At 74.0% G+C, this 19,661-nt stretch carries 13 protein-coding genes and 1 riboswitch; of the genes, 4 read left to right on the forward strand and 9 right to left on the reverse strand.

Going from position 1 to position 19,661, the window contains the following annotated elements; translation table 11 throughout:
• Window positions 1-63: 63 nt before the first annotated feature.
• Window positions 64-2,253: an NADP-dependent isocitrate dehydrogenase gene (locus FZC61_RS10550; RefSeq protein WP_148614131.1), complete on the reverse strand. Its 2,190-nt coding sequence runs from the start codon at window positions 2,251-2,253 to the stop codon at window positions 64-66.
• A 177-nt stretch (window positions 2,254-2,430) separates the two neighbouring features.
• On the opposite strand from FZC61_RS10550, the gene FZC61_RS10555 reads away from it, so the two are divergent.
• Window positions 2,431-3,528: an MIP/aquaporin family protein gene (locus FZC61_RS10555; protein WP_211357201.1), complete on the forward strand. Its 1,098-nt coding sequence runs from the start codon at window positions 2,431-2,433 to the stop codon at window positions 3,526-3,528.
• 54 nt (window positions 3,529-3,582) lie between these two features.
• Here the strand turns inward: FZC61_RS10555 and FZC61_RS10560 are convergent, their stop codons facing one another.
• Entirely contained in the window at window positions 3,583-4,224 is a 642-nt protein-coding gene (locus FZC61_RS10560) for a hypothetical protein (protein ID WP_148614132.1), read from the reverse strand.
• A gap of 81 nt (window positions 4,225-4,305) precedes the next feature.
• Between FZC61_RS10560 and FZC61_RS10565 the strand changes: the two genes are divergently transcribed.
• Window positions 4,306-5,292 carry a malate dehydrogenase gene (locus tag FZC61_RS10565; protein ID WP_148614133.1) on the forward strand — a complete coding sequence of 329 codons (987 nt, stop codon included), beginning with the start codon at window positions 4,306-4,308 and terminating at the stop codon, window positions 5,290-5,292.
• 71 nt (window positions 5,293-5,363) lie between these two features.
• Here the strand turns inward: FZC61_RS10565 and FZC61_RS10570 are convergent, their stop codons facing one another.
• From FZC61_RS10570 to FZC61_RS10600, 7 genes are all read right to left on the reverse strand, one after another.
• A complete protein-coding gene (locus tag FZC61_RS10570; RefSeq protein ID WP_246142630.1) occupies window positions 5,364-5,828 on the reverse strand; it encodes a DUF3017 domain-containing protein in 465 nt (154 codons plus the stop codon).
• 5 nt (window positions 5,829-5,833) lie between these two features.
• Entirely contained in the window at window positions 5,834-6,694 is an 861-nt protein-coding gene (locus tag FZC61_RS10575) for a bifunctional methylenetetrahydrofolate dehydrogenase/methenyltetrahydrofolate cyclohydrolase (RefSeq protein WP_148614134.1), read from the reverse strand.
• A gap of 62 nt (window positions 6,695-6,756) precedes the next feature.
• Complete coding sequence (locus FZC61_RS10580; protein WP_148614135.1) at window positions 6,757-10,884, reverse strand: Calx-beta domain-containing protein; 4,128 nt, start codon at window positions 10,882-10,884, stop codon at window positions 6,757-6,759.
• Window positions 10,885-11,068: 184 nt separating this feature from the next.
• Window positions 11,069-12,307 (reverse strand): MFS transporter, encoded by a 1,239-nt coding sequence (locus FZC61_RS10585; protein ID WP_148614136.1) that lies wholly within the window; start codon window positions 12,305-12,307, stop codon window positions 11,069-11,071.
• Window positions 12,308-12,546: 239 nt separating this feature from the next.
• Window positions 12,547-14,103 (reverse strand): bifunctional phosphoribosylaminoimidazolecarboxamide formyltransferase/IMP cyclohydrolase, encoded by a 1,557-nt coding sequence (gene purH / locus FZC61_RS10590; protein ID WP_148614137.1) that lies wholly within the window; start codon window positions 14,101-14,103, stop codon window positions 12,547-12,549.
• Between the two features lie 22 nt (window positions 14,104-14,125).
• Window positions 14,126-14,203, reverse strand: a riboswitch (ZMP/ZTP riboswitch).
• Between the two features lie 6 nt (window positions 14,204-14,209).
• On the reverse strand, window positions 14,210-14,818 hold the full coding sequence (purN, locus tag FZC61_RS10595; RefSeq protein ID WP_148614138.1) for a phosphoribosylglycinamide formyltransferase: 609 nt from the start codon (window positions 14,816-14,818) through the stop codon (window positions 14,210-14,212).
• A 10-nt stretch (window positions 14,819-14,828) separates the two neighbouring features.
• Window positions 14,829-16,100 (reverse strand): cell division protein PerM, encoded by a 1,272-nt coding sequence (locus FZC61_RS10600; RefSeq protein ID WP_148614139.1) that lies wholly within the window; start codon window positions 16,098-16,100, stop codon window positions 14,829-14,831.
• Between the two features lie 179 nt (window positions 16,101-16,279).
• Between FZC61_RS10600 and FZC61_RS10605 the strand changes: the two genes are divergently transcribed.
• Entirely contained in the window at window positions 16,280-18,139 is a 1,860-nt protein-coding gene (locus tag FZC61_RS10605; protein WP_148614140.1) for a SigE family RNA polymerase sigma factor, read from the forward strand.
• Window positions 18,140-18,222: 83 nt separating this feature from the next.
• On the forward strand, window positions 18,223-19,587 hold the full coding sequence (locus FZC61_RS10610) for a hypothetical protein (protein WP_148614141.1): 1,365 nt from the start codon (window positions 18,223-18,225) through the stop codon (window positions 19,585-19,587).
• The last annotated feature ends 74 nt before the right edge of the window (window positions 19,588-19,661 follow it).

Raw genomic sequence — 19,661 nt, forward strand, 5'->3', positions numbered from 1 at the left:
AGCCGGGGCTCACGCTGGGGCGGACGAGTGGTGCCGCGGGGTGGTGCGGGTCGACCTGCTGCGTCAGAGAGCGGCGAGCGCCGCGTTGAGCGTCGCGGACGGGCGCATCACGTGGTCGGCCTTGGCCTCGTCGGGGCGGTAGTAGCCGCCGATGTCGGCCGGGTGGCCCTGCACGCCGTTGAGCTCGGCGACGATCGTGTCCTCGTCGGCGGCCAGCGACTCGGCGAACGGCTTGAACACCGCGGCCAGGGCGGGGTCGTCGGTCTGCGCCGCGAGCTCCTGCGCCCAGTAGAACGCCAGGTAGAAGTGCGAGCCGCGGTTGTCGATGCCGCCGATCCTGCGCGTCGGCGACTTGTCGTTCTCCAGGAACGTGCCGGTCGCCCGGTCGAGGGTGTCGGCCAGCACCTTGGCGCCCCTGTTGTCGGCGAAGCCCGACAGGTGCTCGAGCGAGGCGGCCAGGGCGAAGAACTCGCCGAGGCTGTCCCAGCGCAGGTAGTTCTCCTTGACCAGCTGCTGCACGTGCTTGGGAGCGGAGCCGCCGGCACCGGTCTCGAACAGGCCGCCGCCGTTCATCAGCGGGACGATCGACAGCATCTTGGCCGACGTGCCGAGCTCGAGGATCGGGAACAGGTCTGTGTTGTAGTCGCGCAGGACGTTGCCGGTGACCGAGATGGTGTCCTCGCCCCTGCGGATGCGCTCGATGGAGTAGGCGCAGGCCGCGGCGGGGGCCATGATCTCGATGGTCAGGCCGTCGGTGTCGTGCTCGGCGAGGTAGGTCTTGACCAGCCCGATCAGGTTGGCGTCGTGGGCGCGGTTCTCGTCGAGCCAGAACACCGCGGGGGTGTCGGAGGCGCGGGCGCGGGTGACGGCCAGCTTGACCCAGTCGCGGATCGGGGCGTCCTTGGTCTGGCAGGCGCGCCAGATGTCGCCGGGCTGGACCTCGTGCTCGATCAGCACGTCGCCGTTGGACGCGACGACCTGCACCGTGCCCGCCGAGGGGATCTCGAAGGTCTTGTTGTGCGAGCCGTACTCCTCGGCCGCCTTGGCCATCAGCCCGACGTTGGGCACCGAGCCCATGGTGGCCGGGTCGTAGGCGCCGTGGGCGCGGCAGTCGTCGATGACGGTCTGGTAGACGCCGGCGTAGGACGAGTCGGGGATGACGGCCAGGGTGTCGGCCTCCTCGCCCTTGGCGTCCCACATGTGGCCCGAGGTGCGGATCATCGCAGGCATCGAGGCGTCGATGATGACGTCGGACGGCACGTGGAGGTTGGTGATGCCCAAGCGGTCGTCGACCATCGCCATGCCGGGACCGTCAGCCAGGCCCTGCGCGACGGCGGCCTTGATCGCGTCTCCCTCGGGCAGCGACCCGACCGAGTCGAGGAGCGCGCCGAGGCCGTCGTTGGGCGAGATGCCCGCGGCGGCCAGCTGCTCGCCGTACTGCTCGAAGAGCGTGGGGAAGAACGCCTGCACGACGTGGCCGAAGATGATCGGGTCGGAGACCTTCATCATCGTGGCCTTGAGGTGCACCGAGAACAGCACGTCCTCGGCCTTGGCGCGGGCGATCTGCTCGGTGAGGAAGCGGCGCAGCGCGGCGACGTCCATGAACGTCGCGTCGACGACCTCGCCGTCGAGCACCGCCATGTCGTCCTTGAGCACGGTCTCGGTGCCGTCGACGCCGATGTGCTTGATCGTCAGCGTGTCGGCCGCCGGGACGATGACGGACTTCTCGTTGGAGAAGAAGTCGCCCTGGCCCATCGTGGCCACGTTGGTCTTGGACTCGGGACTCCAGGCACCCATCCGGTGGGGGTACTTCTTCGCGTATCCCTTGACCGCGGCGGGGGCGCGGCGGTCGGAGTTGCCCTCGCGCAGCACCGGGTTGACGGCGGAACCCTTGACCTTGTCGTACTTGGCGGCCGTGGCCCGCTCCTCGTCGGTCGAGGGGTTCTCGGGGTAGTCGGGCAGGTCGAAGCCCTGCTCCTGCAGCTCCTTGATCGCGGCCTTGAGCTGCGGGACGGAGGCGGAGATGTTGGGCAGCTTGATGATGTTGGCCTCGGGCTTGGTGGCCAGCTCGCCGAGCTCGGCGAGCGCGTCGTCGGCCAGGCCGAACTGGGCGAGGATGCGGGCGGCGACCGAGATGTCGCGGGTCTCCACGTCGACACCGGCCTTGGCGGCGTACGCCGCGATGATCGGCAGGAAGGAGTACGTCGCCAGCAGCGGCGCCTCGTCGGTGTGGGTGTAGATGATCTTGGCCATGAGTGGTGGTCAGCTCCTGCGACGGTGTGCGACGGTTTGGATGTCTTGACGTCAAGATACCTGACGTCGGTTGCCGCCGGTCAGCCTGGCAGCCTCTGGTCCCCCAGACCACCCCGCCGACCCCCTAGAGTCGGCAGTCAGGTTTCGCACCCGAGCACGAAGGGCAGGTCCGCGCCCATGGACTCCACCACCCCCGCACCACCGACCATGACCCAGAAGCTCCTCGCAGAGGCCATCGGCACGTTCGTGCTCGTCGTGCTCGGCGTGGGAGCCGCCTTCTTCGGCGGCGGTGACGTCGCCGCCATCGGCCTGGCCTTCGGCATCGCCATCGTCGCCATGGTCTACGCCTTCGGCCGAGTCTCCGGGGGCCACTTCAACCCCGCGGTCTCGGTCGGCGCCGCGCTCGGCGGCCGGATCTCGTGGAAGGACGCCGGGCTCTACTCCGCCGCGCAGTGCGCCGGGGCCTTCGTCGGCGGCCTGGTGCTGACGGTCATCGCCCTGGCCGGCGACATCGGCTACGAGCTCGGCGACCCGATCGGCGCCAACGGCTACGGCGACCAGGGCGGCGTCGCGCTGCTCGGGGCGCTGCTCATCGAGCTGGTCCTGACCTTCATCTTCCTCGTCGTGATCCTCTCGGTCACCGACGAGCGCAACGAGCACCCCGCCCTGGCGCCGCTCGCGATCGGCCTGACCCTCGCCGCCATCCACTTCGCCTCGATCGGCGCCGACGGGACCTCGGTCAACCCGGCCCGCTCCTTCGGTGTGGCGTTCTTCTCCGGTGGCGACGCGATCCTCCAGCTCTGGCTGTTCATCGTGGGCCCGCTGCTCGGTGCCGCCGCGGCCGGCTTCGCCTACCCCGCGATCTTCGGCCACGCCAGCGACCCGGTGCCCGGCTCCGGCCTCAACTTCGCCGCCAAGCCCGGCGCTGCCGTCCCCGGCTACGGTGCCCCCGACCAGTTCCAGCAGCAGTGGAACCAGCCTGGCGGGTCGGCCTACCCCGGTGCGGCGTACGGCGGCTCCGCGACCCCCGACCCGGCCGCCTACCAGCAGCCCGGCAGCTACGCCGCGCCCGCCGCGCAGAGCACGCAGCAGCAGCCACAGGTCGAGCAGCCGATCATCCAGGACGGCTGGCAGTGGGACCCCCAGGCCCAGCAGTGGTTCCCCGCCCCCCAGCAGGCACCCCAGCCGCCGCAGACCCCGCAGGCACCCCAGCAGGGTGGCTGGCCGACGCCCGGGAGCGAGCAGACCCAGGTCCGCCCGCCCGACGGGGTCTGACCCCCGCCCGACCCGCACCACCCGCACGACCGCCTGGCCCGTCCGGGCCGGGGGCTACTCGCCCTCGGCCTGGCGGGCCAGCACCACGTCACCGGCCGTCGAGACCAGCTCGAGGCCCACGCCGCGGGTGTAGAGCTCCTGGGTGACCTCGTCGCCGGTGACGACCTCGAGGACCACGCGGGTCTCGTCGACCTCGACGACCGTGGCCCGCAGGTCCTCGGCGCCGACCGCCGCCCGGCGGAAGCCGTCCCCGACCCGCGGCCGGGCCGGCATGACGAGACCGGCCTCGGCCCCGTCGGTGCCGGCCGACCACTCTCCCTCGCGTCCCAGCCACCACACGTTGCCGGAGGTGTCCTGGGCGTAGAGGTCGGTCTCACCGGCCAGCGAGACCGCGGTGGTGGGCACCCCGGCGACGTCGGGGCCGTCGGTGACGACCCGCGTGACGAGCGCGCCCGCACCGTCGGCGTACGCCGCGTCGTCCAGCACGAACCACGGGTTGTCGATGGTGTCGACGAAGTCGACCGGGTCCGGCGAGGGCGTCGGTACGACGAGCCCGTCGACGCCCGCGGTCGCGATCGGGTCGGAGCCGGTGGAGCACCCGGCGGCACCGACCAGCACGCAGACCGTCACCGCGGTCAGCGCCCACGAGCCCCACCTCGACCGGGCGGGGCCTCGTCGTACCGATCGTGATCGCACGGCCCCATCGTCGCGCAGCCCCGCGCCGCTGCTAGCGTCGGGCGGCGTCAGCACCACTCTCTCTCGTCACCAGGAGTCCTCGTGAGCTCTGCTCCGTTGAAGGTCGCCGTCACCGGCGCCGCCGGCCAGATCGGCTACAGCCTGCTCTTCCGTCTCGCGAGCGGCGCGCTCACGGGCGACCGCCCCATCGAGCTGCGCCTGCTCGAGATCACCCCGGCGCTCAAGGCGCTCGAGGGCGTCGTGATGGAGCTCGACGACTGCGCGTTCCCCGGCCTGGCCGGCGTCGAGATCGGCGACGACGCGGAGAAGATGTTCGACGGCGTCAACCTGGCCCTGCTCGTCGGTGCCCGCCCGCGCGGTCCCGGCATGGAGCGCGGCGACCTGCTCTCGGCCAACGGCGCGATCTTCACCGCCCAGGGCAAGGCCCTCAACGCGGTCGCGGCCGACGACGTGCGCATCGGGGTCACCGGCAACCCGGCCAACACCAACGCCCTCATCGCGCTCAAGAACGCCCCCGACATCCCGGCCGAGCGCTTCTCGGCCCTCACGCGTCTCGACCACAACCGCGCGATCTCGCAGCTCGCGGCCAAGACCGGCGCCCCCGTCACCGACATCACCAAGATGACGATCTGGGGCAACCACTCCGCGACCCAGTACCCCGACCTGTTCCACGCCGAGGTCGGCGGGCGCAACGCCGCCGAGGTCGTCGGTGACCAGGACTGGCTCGAGAACACCTTCATCCCGACCGTCGCCAAGCGCGGCGCCGCGATCATCGAGGCGCGCGGCTCGTCCTCGGCCGCCTCGGCCGCGTCGGCCACCGTCGACGCCGCCCGCGACTGGCTCTTCGGCTCCGCCGAGGGCGACTGGGTCTCGATGGCGGTCGTCTCCGACGGCTCCTACGGCGTCCCCGAGGGCCTGGTGTCGTCGTTCCCCGTCACCACCAAGGACGGCGACTGGGAGATCGTCCAGGGCCTCGAGATCGACGACTTCTCGCGCACCCGCATCGACGCCTCGACCGCCGAGCTGGCCGACGAGCGCGCCGCGGTCACCGAGCTCGGCCTGATCTGAGCCACCCGGCCCCACCTCACCGACGCTGCCGCTCACCGCGGCGGCGTCGGTGTCTTTTTGCGCCAGGCAGGTCAGACCGGCGGCTGGTCGGGGATCGACCCCGCGAGCCACCACAGCACCGCCGCGACGGTCACCAGCATCACCACGTCGACCATGCGGTGGCGTACGGCGAGCATGCCGGCGTCGCGCTGCGGCAGGACCAGGCGCATCAGCCCGGCCGCGCCGAGCCCGGCGGCCAGCACGCGCACCCCGACCCGCCAGTCGCCGCCGTAGGTGATCACCAGGGCCGTGACCGCCGCGGCCAGGACGGCCAGGTAGAAGGCACCGCCGACCGTGGACGGGTAGCGGCGCGGCGCGGGCTCGTCGTGCTCCTGCAGGTCGGCGCCGTCGGCGTCGCGCGATTCGACCTCGGGCTCCGGGTCCTCGGCGACCGCAGGGTGCGCCGGGTCGACAGGCTCGGCGGGCTCAGCGGGCTCGTCCGGGTCGTCCGGCTGCGGGGGCGGGGCCGGCTCGGGAGGGCCGGCGAGATCGTTCACGGGGATCAGGACGCGGAGCTGTTCTCGAGGACCAGCTCGGCGCGGGCCACGATGTTGGACAGCAGCATCGCCCGCGTCATGGGGCCGACGCCTCCGGGGTTGGGCGAGACCCAGCCGGCGACGTCCCACACGTCGTCGGCGAGGTCGCCGGCGATCTTGCCGTCGACGCGCGAGACGCCGACGTCGAGCAGCGCGGCGCCGGGCTTGACCATGTCGGCGGTGATCAGGCCGGGGACGCCGGCGGCCGCGATGACGACGTCGGCCCGGCGCACGTGGTCGGCCAGGTCGCGGGTGCCGGTGTGGCACAGGGTCGTGGTGGCGTTCTCGGAGCGGCGGGTCAGCAGCAGCCCGAGCGGCCGGCCGACGGTGAGCCCGCGACCGACGACCACGACGTCGGCGCCCCGGAGCTCGACGCCGTGGCGGCGCAGCAGCTCGATGCAGCCGATGGGGGTGCACGGCAGGGGGCCGGCCTCGCCGAGGACGAGCTTGCCGAGGTTGACGGGGTGCAGGCCGTCGACGTCCTTGTCGGGGTCGACGCGCGACAGCAGCCGGAACTCGTCGAGCCCGGTGGGCTGCTGGACCAGGAAGCCCGTGCAGGACGGGTCAGCGTTGAGACGGTCGATCTCGGCCTCGACCTCGGCCTGGGTGGCCGTGGCCGGGAGGTCGACACGGATCGACTCGATGCCGATCTCGGCGCAGTCCTTGTGCTTGGCGCCGACGTACCAGTGCGAGCCGGGGTCGTCGCCGACCAGGACCGTGCCGAGGCCGGGCACCACGCCGCGCCCGCGCAGCCGGGCGACCCGCTCGGTGAGCTCGGCCTTGATGGTCTTGAGGGTGGCGGTGCCGTCGAGCTTCTGCGCTGTCACGGGCCTCAGTGTAGGGACGGGCCGGAGGCCGTGCGGCCCCCGACCCGCCCGGTGCGCCCGGCTCAGTCGTCGTCGACGATCGTCCCCGTCGCCGACGCCCTGGCGAGCACGCCGCCGACCACCTTGCCCAGGGTCAGCGCCAGCCGCTCGTTGCGCTCGTCGAGCCGGTCACCCACCACCGTGACCCGCAGGGTGCCCTTGAGGGACCCCGCCGGGATCGTGAGCCGACCCGACGCCGAGCGGAAGTCCTTGCCCGCCTTGGCCGTCAGCCCCTTCGTGCGCCACGTGAAGCCCACCGGTGCGGTGCCGGCCCGGTCGAGCACGACCCGGAAGACCAGCCGGCGCGTGCCTCGGTCGCCCTCCTTGACCTTGGCCGCCTTGACCGTGACGACCGGCTTCACCACCGGTGGGGTGGTCGGCAGGTCGTCGTCGAGGATCGTCCCGGTGGCCGTGGCGGTCGCGAGGACGGCGTTGGTCGGTGACGACACGGTGACCTCGACGGTCTCGTCGGGCTCGTCGGAGCCGTCGTCGGTCACCGGCACCTCGACCAGCTGGGTCGCCGGGTCGCCCGGCGACCACGTCAGCGTCCGCGAGACCGCGGCGTGGTCGACCCCCGTCGTGGCCGTGCCGCCGGTCGTGTCGACCTGCACGCTGTAGGTGGTGTCGGGGTCCGGGTCGGCGAGGGTGACCGGGAACTGCAGCGAGCCGCCGCTCTCGGTCACCGATGCTGCCGGGCTGATCGCGACGGTCGGCGCGAGGGCCAGGATCCGTGCGGTGACCGGGGCGCTGACCGGCACCGTCGCGGCCGTCGCCGCGACCGTGAAGGTCTCCTCCGGCTCGGCGACCCCGTCGGCGACGACCGGCACGAGGACGTGCTGCGTGGCCGGGTCGCCGGGGTTCCAGGTGAGGGTGACCGGGGTCGCGGTGAAGTCGTCGGGTGCCGTGGCCGTGCCGTCGGTCGTGCCGAGGGTCACCGTCTCGGTGCCGCCGTCGGGGTCGAGCAGGGTCACCGGGACGTCGAGCACGCCGCCCTCGCCGACCGGCGCCGGCGGCGTGACGACCACCGAGGGACTCGCCGGACCGCAGACCCGGGCCGGGGGCTGCGCGGTGATGCCCCAGGAGGTCAGCGTGCCGGTGTCGAGGTTGGCGTTGTCGCTGACTTTGAGGGTCCAGGTGCCGGCCAGCGGCTGCCCGTCGACGGTCGCGAAGGACGTGACCGGCCGGAAGAGCCCGGTGTAGGGCGCGCCGCCGGCCGCCGGCGCGGCCGCGGCCGCGTCGCTGAACTCCGTGCCCATCAGGTTGTCGCCGGAGTTGCCGGCGCCTCCGATCCGCGAGAAGAGCGTGAGCACCGTGCCGGACGGGGTCGTCACCGTCGCCGAGAGGTCGCCGTCAAACGTGTGGGTGACGGCGAGCCGCACCACGAGCCGGCTCAGCGTGTCGTCCGAGGGAGGCACGACCAGGGTCGAGGTGACCCCGGCGGGGGTGTTGTCCGGGATGGCCTTCGGGACGTCGGTGGAGGTCGCGGTGACGTCGGCGACCGGCGACCCCAGCGACAGGCGCAGTCGCTCGACGATGCTCTGGCCGCCCGCGGTGTAGGTGTGCTCGAGCACGACGGCGGTGCTGCACGCGGGCGAGGTGTCGATCCGGACCTGGTAGGCCCTGCGGTTCGAGACGGTCTGCCCGGGTGTGATCACGCCGAACCCGGAGCTGCCCTGCAGCACGCTCGCGGAGCCGCTCACGACCGTGAGGGTCCCGGTGCCGGCCGGTAGCTCGAGGGTGCCGGTGTCGGTGACGGAGGCCTCGACGGTGACGACCTCGCCCGGGTCGACGGTCGTGCCGGCGTCGTCGGACTCCGCGAAGGTCAGGCCCGCGGCGCCCGCGACCGCCGTCGGCGTCTCGTCGGTGTTGGAGACGGTGAGCGCGAAGTCCTGCTCGAGCGGTCCGCCCGAGCCCGGGAGGGCGTCGCCCGCGATGTTGGTGGCGACGACCCGCACCGAGACGGGGCCGCTGGTGCCGGCGGGCAGGAAGACGCTCTCGAGGTTGTTCTTGGCGTCTGCGCTGCCGCCGGTGGCCGACAGTCCGTCGGTCCCGAAGACGTTGCCCCGGTAGGTCAGCCCGCCCGCGGTCACCTCGAGGTCGAGGTCGTTGACGTAGGCGTTGCCCACCGTGGGACCGGCCGCGTCGGTCCACGCGAGCGTGACTCGCACGGGCTGGGTCGTGTCGTGCACCGTCCCGGCACGCACGCGGCTCTGCCCGGAGGCGGTGAAGGTCACGGCCTGGTCGCTGACCAGCCGGTGCGGGGCGTCCTCGAAGAGTGCGCCGAGGTCGGGGACGCCGTAGCCCTGGCTGTTGCTGGGCAGCACGTCGCCGGTGCCGAGCCCGCCGTCGAGGTAGCGGGGGGTGTTGGCCAGCAGCGCCTTGAGCATCGCGGGGCTGGCCGTGGCCCCGGGGGCGAGCACCCGGCCGTAGTAGTTCTGCAGCAGCGAGGCCGCACCGGCGACCGCCGGTGTCGAGTGCGAGGTGCCGGACGACCACGTGTAGAGCGTCTGGCCCACGGGGTAGTAGTTGCCCTGGCCGGCGGCGGGGCCGCAGACGCCGGTGCCGTTGAAGCCCGGGTCCTGCGAGGCCGGGCCCTGCACGTGCGTCCCGGCGGCCACGAGCTCGGGCTTGACCCGGCCGTCGTCGGTCGGGCCACGGCTGGAGAAGGTCGCGATGTCGGAGTCGCTGTCGCCGTCGGCGGTCGCGCACCCGTCGGGGGTGCCCTGGTCCCGGACGTTCTCGGTGGCCCCGACGGTGAGCACGTTCTTGGCGGTGCCGGGTGAGCCGATCGTGTTGGCGCCGCTCCCGGCGTTGCCGGCGCTGAAGACGTGGAGCAGCTCCTGGTCGCCGGGGTCGACGGAGGAGGCGTCGCGGGTCAGCAGGTCGTAGGCGCGTGCGCTGGCGTCGTAGGCGCCGCCGACGTTGGCCCCCCAGGAGTTGGTGCTGATGCCGGCGCCGGTCGACCACACCCGTGCCACGACCCCGGCGTCCGTGCCGGAGCAGCCGGAGATCGAGTAGGGACCCGAGTTCGCGAAGATCTTCACCCCGCCGAGACGCCCGTACGGCGACACCCCGAGGCCGCGCTGGTAGCCGCCCGCGTCGGCGAACGTGGCACCGACCCGGTCGCTGTAGCCACCGACGATGCCGGCGTTGAGGTTGCCGTGGCCCCCCACGGCGTTGGCCGTGGCGTCGGTGGTGCAGTTGGCGTTGCTGAGCAGGCGCGAGTTGTTGTCGGAGCCGTTGCCGAGCTCGTAGAAGTCGGCGTGCACCGGCGTGGTGCTGCCGTTGTCGATGCCGTCGTCGACGACCACGACCTTCGGGTACGCCGCCGGGTCGGTCGGGAAGCCCTTCTCGGCGAGCCACGCGAGGTAGCCCGGTCCGGTGGGCACCGTCTTGCCACCGACGGTCTGCACGTTGCCGGCCAGCAGCTGGTCCTGCACCTCGTCGTCGAGCGTCGGGGCGACGTAAGGCTCCACGTTGACCACCGGGGCCATCGACGCGATCTCGTCGAGGCGCCCGACCGGCACGCGCACCGAGGTCGTGACCAGGCCGCCGAGGTCGTAGGCCGGCGAGAGCACCTCGCGGCCGGCGCTGACCGCGCTCAGCGCCGCGTCGCCGTCGGGACCCGAGACCGCCTGGACCGTGACGTCGACCGGGCCCGCGTCGGGGGCCTGCTTGCCCCGCAGGGGCGGCGCCAGCCGGTAGTAGGGGTCGAAGGGCCCGCTGTAGCGGGTGTAGGCGGTCGTGTCGGCCTGGCGCTCGAGGGCGGCTGCCCCGGACCCGGTGGTCCACACGAGGTAGGAGTTGTCGGGGACGTAGGTGACCACGGTGCCCAGCCGGGCGAGCCCGGCGTACCACGACGGGCGGACCGGTCCGCTGAACTGCACGAGCCGCAGCTGACGGCCCGACGTGGGACCCGCGGCCAGCGTGGGCGGCGGCGGGGGCCCGCCCTTGCCGGTGTCGAGGCTGGCGTCGCGCAGCCGGATCGCCGGGCGTGCGTGGTCCGGGCCGGCAGGCACGACCTGCGGCTGCGGTGCCGCCGGCGGCGCGGGCTGCGCGGCGACGGTCGGACGCGCCGCCGCGCTGGCGTCGGTGGCGCCCGGAAGGGTCGTGAGCGTGGTCAGCGGCAGGGCCAGGACGGGTGCGAGCACCCACCACCTCGGACGGGGACGGAGGGCCGGCAGCGACATGGAGGGTCCTAGGGAGTGGGAGACGGGGTCGCCCGCAGCCCCCGAGAGTGCGGTGCCCGCCGAGTCAAGCAGCCGCCACCCGACCAGGTCACTGGCCCGATCGGGGCATGGACGAGCCGTCGCCGAGCCCTCCGGCCGTACGGCCTCAGACTCCGACCGGCGCTCCGACCGCGACCAGGTGGCGCTCCGCGGCGCGCGCCGCCGGGTGCGCCACGACGGCCGCCGTCACGGCGATGACGGCGATCACCGCCCAGCCCGGGGCGCCCCACTGCAGCGCGAGGAAGGTGAACAGTGCCGGGCAGACGATCGACTCGACCTGCCCGCCCATCCCCCACACCCCCTGGTAGTCGCCGAGCCTGCGGTGGTCGGACAGCTCGGAGGCGAACCCCCAGCTCGCCGCCGATTGCCACAGCTCGGCGCCGGTGATGGTGACGTGGCCGGCCCAGATGAGCACGATCGAGAGCCACCCGGCCGTCTCGTGGGTGAGGCTGATGACCAGGCACGACACGACGAACGCCCAGCCCGACCACCGGACGGCCCGCAGCGCGCCGGGGACCGTCTCGGAGCCGCGCGAGGCGCGGACCTGCAGCAGCACCGCCAGGACGGTGTTGGTGCCGAACAGCCACGCGAGCAGCTGGTGCGGGGCGTCGGTGCGCTCGACCAGCCACAGCGGCACCACGACGTTGAGGAGCACCTGGTTGGACTGCAGCGCGCCGTTGCACAGCGACAGCAGCACGAAACCGCGGTTGCGCAGCGCGGCCGGGCCGGCGAGCTCGAGGTCGCCCCGGGCCCGGGCGGGCCGCTCGACGGTCGGCAGGAACGCGATCATCGCGGCGTTGACCACCAGCAGGGCGCCGGTGAGCAGGGGCACCGCGACGATCGCCTCGCGAGAGCCGATGCCGAGGGCGACACCGCCGGCACCCGCGCCGAGGGTGTAGCCGACGTTGCGGGCGGCCCGCATGTAGGCCATCGCCCGCACCCGCGTCTCGCGCGGGAACACCGCGATCCGGTAGACCTCGCGCGCCGAGCGCGCCGCGGTCTCGACCGTGGCCAGCACCGCCAGCATCGCGACGAACGCCGCGAAGCTGCCGATCAGCGGCCACGCCAGGTAGAGCCCGGCCTCGAGCAGCGAGGCCACCACCCACAGCAGCTTGGCCCCGACGACGTCGGTGAGCCGCCCCAGCGGGATCGACAGCGCCAGGCTGACCGCGGCCGCCACCGACATCCCGAGACCGACCTGCGCGCCGCTGAGGCCGACGACCTGCGTGAAGAACACCGCCGTGCCGGTCAGGAACGACCCCGTCGCGAACGCCGACAGCACGCACTGCAGCGCCAGGTCACGCTCGAGCTTGGTCTTCGGCACGATCCCCGTCAGCACACCCACTCGCGGATCCTCTCAACCCCCGTCCACCGCTTTTCCGCCGACCTCTCCAGGCCCACGGCGGGCGTGATGGGACGAGGTGAGTGGGCCTAGGCGCCCTGACCACCGCCAGCCCGGGCCACACGGCGCACGTCGCGGCGGGCGGCCCGCCGAGCTGGTCGCGGCCGCACTGCCAGGCAGGCGGCAGCACTACCAGGCGGTGCGGCTGCGCGGCTCGAGGCCACCCGTCCGCGACCAGTCGATCAGTGAGCGAAGTGGCGGGTGCCGGTGAAGTACATCGTAACGCCGGCGGCCTCGGCGGCCTTGACCGTGAGCTCGTCGCGCACCGAGCCGCCGGGCTGCACGATCGCAGCGACTCCGGCGTCGATGAGGATCTGGGGGCCGTCCTCGAAGGGGAAGAAGGCGTCGGAGGCGGCCACGGAGCCGGCCGCCCGGTCACCGGCGCGCGAGACCGCCAGCTTGCAGGAGTCGACGCGGTTGACCTGGCCCATGCCGACGCCGACCGACGCGCCGCCCTTGGCGAGCAGGATCGCGTTGGACTTGGCCGCGCGGACCGCGCGCCAGGCGAACGCGAGGTCGGCGAGCACCTCGGGCGAGGCGGGGGTGCCGGTGGCGAGGGTCCAGGTGGTCGGGTCGTCGCCGGGGGCCTGGAAGGCGTCGCGGTGCTGCATGAGCAGGCCGCCGGAGATCGGCCGGGTCTCGACGCCGCCGCGCTCGAGCGGCTCGCAGACGAGCACCCGGATGTTCTTCTTGCGGGCCAGCACCTCGACCGCGCCCTCGTCGTACGCCGGGGCGACGATCACCTCGGTGAACACCTCGGCGACCTGCTCGGCCATGGCCACGCTGACGGGCCGGTTGCTCGCGATGACGCCGCCGAAGGCCGAGACCGGGTCGCACTCGTGGGCGCGGCGGTGGGCCTCGGCGACGTCGGCGCCGACGGCGATCCCGCACGGGTTGGCGTGCTTGATGATGGCGACGGCCGGCTCGTCGAAGTCGTAGGCCGCGCGGCGTGCCGCGTCGGTGTCGAGGTAGTTGTTGTAGGACATCTCCTTGCCGTGCAGCTGCTCGGCCTGCGCGAGCCCGGTGCCGTAGCCGTTGAGGTAGAGCGCGGCGGGCTGGTGGGGGTTCTCGCCGTAGCGCAGCGTCGAGGACTTGGTCCACGTCGCGCCGGCCCACGCCGGGAACCCGGTGCCGTCGGAGGTGTCGGTGAGCACGTTGCCCATCCACGAGGCCACGTTGACGTCGTAGGTCGCGGTGTGGACGAACGCCTCGGCGGCCAGCCGCTGGCGCTGGGCCAGGGTGAAGCCGCCGGCGGCGACGGCGGCCAGCACCTCGTCGTAGGCCGCCGGTGAGGTGACGATGGCGACCGACGGGTGGTTCTTGGCCGCGGCACGCACCATCGACGGCCCGCCGATGTCGATCTGCTCCACGCACTCGTCGGGCGTCGCGCCCGACTCGACGGTCTGCAGGAACGGGTAGAGGTTGCTCACGACGAGGTCGAACGGCTCGACGCCGAGGTCGGCGAGCTGCTGGACGTGGGTGTCGAGGCGGCGGTCGGCGAGGATGCCGGCGTGCACGCGCGGGTGCAGGGTCTTGACCCGCCCGTCGAGGCACTCGGGGAAGCCTGTCAGGTCCTCGACCTTGGTGACGGGCAGGCCGAGGCCCTCGATGAGGGCGGCCGAGCCACCGGTCGAGACCAGCGCGACGCCGGCGTCGTGCAGGCCGCGGACGAGGGTCTCCAGCCCGGTCTTGTCGTAGACCGAGACGAGGGCGCGCTGGACGGGGATCTGGTCGGGCATGTGCTGCTCCTGTGGGTCGGACGTCGGCCACCCAGGCGGGCGATGGTCGACCGTGTCACTCCCTGGTGGTCACCCACCTGCGCCAGTCGTGTCGGGTGGCCACACCCTATCGGCCGAGGCGGACCCGGCGCCCGTCGAGGGTGAACCCCTCGCGCGCCATCCGGCCGACCGCCTCGATGAGCATCGCCCGCTCGGCGGCCTTGATGCGCTCGTGCAGGGTCTCGACGGTGTCGTCGTCCTCGACCGGCACCGCCGACTGGGCGACGATCGCACCGGTGTCGACCCCGGCGTCGACGACGAACAGCGTGCAGCCGGTCACCTTCACGCCGTAGGCCAGGGCGTCGGCAGGGCCGTGCATGCCGGGGAACGCCGGCGACAGCGCGGGGTGGGTGTTGACCACCCGGCCGCCGTGCGCGGCGAGGAAGGACTCCCCCACCAGCTTCATGAAGCCCGCCAGGACGACGACGTCGGGGCGGTGGGCCGCGACCTCACCGGCGAGGGCGGCGTCCCACGCGTCGCGCGTCGCGAAGTCCTTGACGCCGACCACGAAGGTCGGCACACCGGCGCGCTCGGCGCGCTCGAGGGCCTCGATGCCCGGGCGATCGGCGCCGACGGCGACCACCTCGGCGCCGTACGCCGGGTCGGCGCAGGCGTCGAGCAGGGCCTGGAGGTTGGTCCCGCTGCCGGAGACGAGGACGACCAGCCGTGCGGACACGCGCCGCAGACTACTGCTCGAGCGTGACCTCGACCGGCATGGTCCGCCGCTGCCACCACGTGACGGCCAGACCACCGAGGAGACCGCCGAGGCCGAAGGCCGTGACGGCGTGCAGCAGGACGTCGAAAGCGTACGGCGCCACGTCACGCATCCGGCCCGGCCCGACCGCTCCCCCGGCGAACGACGCCGCCAGCCCGAACAGCACCCCGGCGGCGATGCCCCCGGCCGCGCCGCGCACCGCGCCCTCGACGTAGTAGGCCGTCGGCCAGGTCCACTGCGACCAGGCCGCGGCGGCGAACGCGACCAGCGGCGCCAGCAGCACCAGCCAGCCCGTCCAGCCGGGGACCGGTCCGTCGTCGGGCAGCGCCGCGAGCACCGGGAACGCCGGCAGCGCCCCGAGGACCACGCTGCCCGGGGAGACGAGCGTGCCGGTGCCGACGGTGAAGCCGGGACCGAGCAGGTAGGAGCCGCTGAACAGCACCGAGTTGGGCAGCAGGACCAGCCCGAGCAGCACCACGAGGGTGACGGCGCCCCCGCCGCCCCCGACCTGGCCCATCACGTTGGCCGCCGTCGAGAAGTCACCGACCAGGGCCAGCAGGAAGACGAGCAGCGAGACCACCAGCCACAGCACCATGGTCCGACGAGCCACGTGGGCCGCCGCCCGCACCGTCACCGGCAGGTGGGCGGTCCAGATCGCCGCCCGGCCCGAGCCGACCGCGATCGCGCAGGCGCCGACCACCAGGCACAGCAGCAGCGACCAGAGCACGACCCGCGGGGTGCTGGGGGCGGTCGACGCCGACCCGGCGAGGGTCGCCGCCGCGACACCGGTGACGACGTAGCCGGCCGCGAAGAGCAGCGTGGCGGCGGGGACGACGAGGTCGCGCTGTCCGTCGGAGATGCCGACGGCGTCGGGACCGTGCCCGGAGACCGACGCACCGACCCGGTGCCCGGTGCGCCACACCGCCCACGCGCACAGCACCGTGATGCCGAGCGGCACCGCGGTCACGGCGACCCCCTCGACCCGGATGCCGCAGCCGTGGCCCATCAGCCAGGCCAGCGCCCCGACCCGCAGGCCGTCGCGCGGGGCACCGTGGGCGCCGCCGTCGGTGAGGTACCAGCCGGCCAGGCCGGCGGCCATGCAGACCAGCAGCGTCGACGCCGCGGCGAGGACGCCGCCGCCGGTGGCCAGCAGCACCAGCGGGCGCCTGGTCGCGAGGTCGTGGCGGACCTGCTCGCTCGAGCGGCTGGTCGTGCCCCTCGGGGGCGGCAGCAGGGTCGTCATGGCCCGCCCATCGTGACAAGCGCGGGCGGCGTACGAGCGCTCCCACGCCGACCGGGTGCCACTCCGCGTCGGGCATTCCTCGGGCCCGCGTCGGGCCTGAGTCGGGCCTGCGTCGGGCCTGAGTCGGGCCTGCGCCGAGTCGGAGGGGCACACCCTTGTCGTCTACGGTGAAGGACGCCATGAGAGAGCCCGACGACTTCGACGCGTTCTACAAGGACGCCCGTGAGCGGCTGCTCGCCCAGACCTACGCCCTGACCGGCGACCTCGGCGCCTCACGCCGGGCGGTCCGTGAGGCGTTCGTGGTCGCCTGGCACCGCTGGCGCAAGCTGTCGCGGCTCGACCAGCCCGAGGAGGTCGTCCGGCCCCACGCGTGGCGGCTGGCGCAGCGCAACCACACCGCCCGGGTCTGGCACCGCGAGAAGGACATCGCGCCCGAGGTCCGCGCCACGCTCGACGCCCTCGGCCAGCTCTCGGTGGCCCAGCGGCGCGCCCTGGTGCTCACCCAGCTCGCCGCGGTCTCCATGCCCCAGATGGCCCGCGAGGTCGGTCTGCCGCTCGAGCGCGCCGAGCGCGAGCTCCAGAACGGCGCGGCCGCGCTCGCCCTGGCCCTCGACGTCGAGACCAGCCAGGTGCGGTCGGTCTTCGAGCAGCTCGCCGCGTCGGTCTCGGGCCGCGGCCGCTGGCCGCGCGCCACGATCGTGCGCCGCTCGGGTGCCGCGCGGCGCCGGGCCCACACGGTCGCCGGCGTCCTGGGGGCCGTCGCGGTCGTGGTCGTGTCGGGCCTGGTGGTCAGCGACGGCGACGGCGTACGCCCCTCGCTCGACGTGGCCGGCTCGCCGTCGCAGCCGACCCCGGCCCCCGCCCGCGGCAGCACCACCCCGGTCGTCGTCACGCTCCCCGAGACCTCCCTGGTCGTCGCACCCGACCTCGACGCGCACTACCCGGGCCGACGCTGGGCCCAGGTCCGCACCGGCGACAACAGCGCCGGCACCGGCCTGGTCGTGCCCTGCCAGCAGGAGCGCTACGCCGACCCGCGCGGCCGCGCGACCCTCGTGCGCCTCCTCGAGGGCCGCGGCCCCGGCCCGGCCCCGAGCGCCACCCAGCTCACCGAGGCGTCGGCCTCGACCCGCGCGGCCCGCCGGGCGTTCCGCACCACCACCGGGTGGCTGGCCGGCTGCACCGAGTCGCGCGTCCAGCTGCTCGGCACCCGCACCCCCGAGGCCGTCGGCGACGAGGCCGTCCAGTTCGTGCTGCGCAGCTGGGAGTCCCCCGTCACGACGTACGTCGTCGGCGTGGCGCGCACCGGCGACTACACCACCACGACCGCCGTACGCCTGCCCGGTGCGGCCGTGCCCGACCGCGCCGCCGGCGCCGCCCTGCTCGCCACCGGCGTGAGTCGTCTCTGCGTGCTGCCCCGCGGCGGGGCCTGCGCCCCGGACAAGCCCGCGCTGGCCGACCGCGACCCGATCCCCACGGGCCAGCGGCCCGCCCTGCTCTCCGAGGTCGACCTCCCGCCCGTCAGCGGGGTGCGGCAGGCCTGGGTCGGCACCGAGCCGGGCCGTCCCACCACCAACGCCGCGGCGACCGGGTGCGACAAGACGTCCTTCAGCACGGCGTTCCAGGGCGCGCGGTTCAGCCGCACCGCCACCCGCACCTTCGTGGTGCCCGGGGCCGAGCTGCCCCAGGAGTTCGGCCTCGCCGAGACCGTCGGCGCCCTGCCCGGCCAGCGGGCCCAGGCGCTGGTCGGCCAGGTGCGCGACCGCCTGGCCCGTTGCCCCGCGCGTGACCTCAACACCGAGGTCGACGAGCTCGTGCGCCGCGACAGCCCCCGCTCGTCGCTGACGGCCTGGCGCCTCGACGTCAAGGTCACCGACCAGCGCTCGGTCGTCTTCTACATGGCGATCCTGCGCACCGGTACCGCCGTGGCCCAGCTCGGCTTCGTCCCCGCGCCCGGCGCCGACCTGGCCCCCGGGGCCTTCGTCGCGCTCGCCGAGCGCGCGCAGGCCCGGCTGCGCGTGCTGCCCGCGCCGCAGGCCTGACCCGACGCGGCCCCGGACGCCCCGGACAACCTTTGGGCGCGGACCTCCGTCCCACCCTCGTCCACCTCGACGAAGGGAACGCCATGTCGACCACCTCCCCCCGCCCGCGCCGTCGGCTGCGTGCCCCGCTCGCCGGCTGCGTGGTCACCCTCCTGGTGCTCGCCGGGTGCGGCACCACCGCCGGCGGCCGCCCGGCGACCAGCCGCGCGGCCGACCCCGTCGCGACCGCGACCGGTCCGACCGTGGCCGACGACCGCAGCACCCCGGCCGTCACGACCGAGCCCGCCGTCCTCACGCAGGTGCCCGACGACTTTCCCCTCGCCGCGGGGTTCCCCGCCACCAACGGCGACGACGGCACCCCGGTCGTGACCACCGACCGCCCGTCGTGGACCGACGTCGAGCTGTGCGGCGCGACGGCCTGGTCGCGCCGGGTGCCCGTCGCGGTCACCGACCTCGCGGGGGCGTCGTACACCGGCGAGGCCGAGGACACCCGCTCACGCGTCCTGGCGCTGTACGCCGACGGGGGCGGCGCCCGACACGCGCTCGACACCCTCCGCGACGCCTACGCCGCCTGCCCCGACGACACCGTCGGCGGCACCGAGCAGGTCTACGAGGTCGTCGAGGAGGGTCAGGGCTCGGCGACCCTCACCCACCGCTACCGCGGCGCCGACGGGTTCGACGCCGGCCTCGAGGTCATCGACCTGGTCGCGATCGGCAACGCGCTCTACCTGTCGTCCTACTACGGCGAGGGCGGCACGAGCGCGGGGGCCGTGGCCGACATGGTCGCGTTCGCCGAGAGGTCCGACCGCCCGGTGCGCACGGCGATGGCGGTGTTCGACTCCCCCGGTACGGACGACGGTCCGACGAGCACGCCCGCCACGGACGACCTGAGCGGGTTCCCGCTCGCCGCGGGCTGGCCGGCCGACGAGGACGCCGAGACCGAGGAGGCCGGCCTGACGCTGCCGGTCGAGCAGTTCCTCGCCGACTTCCCCGACTACACGTGCGGCCGCACCACCCCGGCGCCGGAGCCCAGCCAGGTGCTGCGCGGACAGTTCTCCGACGTCGAGGACTACCGCACCCGCGAGCTCGTCGTCCTCGCCGACGCCGACGCCGCCGTCGCCTGGGTCGACCAGCTGCGGGCCTTCTACGACACCTGCCCCGTCAAGCACGACGGCGGCCTGACCTACCCCGTCACCGTCCTGGGCACCGCGGTGGGCGGGCAGTCGTTCGGCGTCCTGCGGACCACGCGGCACGACGGTGAGCCCGCGATCGGCCTGAGCGCCCTGCAGGTGGTGCGCCTGGGCCGCGCGGTGCTGCTCGACAGCTCCTCCGGCGAGGGCATGGCACGCGACCCGCGGGCCGAGGGCCCCCGCGTGCTCGCCGGCCTTGCCGACGACGCGCACGACGTGGTGGCCGCGATGTGCGTCCTCACCGAGGTCGGCTGCTGAGGTAGCGTCCCGACACGCACCCCGGGGTGCCACCCGTCCGCGGAAAGGGCCGAGCCCACCCGATCTCACGACCG

The organism is Nocardioides rubriscoriae (genome assembly GCF_008087085.1).
In the GTDB taxonomy this organism is placed as follows: domain Bacteria; phylum Actinomycetota; class Actinomycetes; order Propionibacteriales; family Nocardioidaceae; genus Nocardioides; species Nocardioides rubriscoriae.

Coding starts and splice junctions, on each gene's coding strand:
- FZC61_RS10605 (WP_148614140.1), top strand. CDS start 16,280: ATGAGAGAGCCCGACGACTTCGACGCGTTCTACAAGGACGCCCGTGAG.
- FZC61_RS10610 (WP_148614141.1), top strand. CDS start 18,223: ATGTCGACCACCTCCCCCCGCCCGCGCCGTCGGCTGCGTGCCCCGCTC.
- purH (WP_148614137.1), bottom strand. CDS start 14,103: ATGCCCGACCAGATCCCCGTCCAGCGCGCCCTCGTCTCGGTCTACGAC.
- FZC61_RS10600 (WP_148614139.1), bottom strand. CDS start 16,100: ATGACGACCCTGCTGCCGCCCCCGAGGGGCACGACCAGCCGCTCGAGC.
- FZC61_RS10550 (WP_148614131.1), bottom strand. CDS start 2,253: ATGGCCAAGATCATCTACACCCACACCGACGAGGCGCCGCTGCTGGCG.
- FZC61_RS10555 (WP_211357201.1), top strand. CDS start 2,431: ATGGACTCCACCACCCCCGCACCACCGACCATGACCCAGAAGCTCCTC.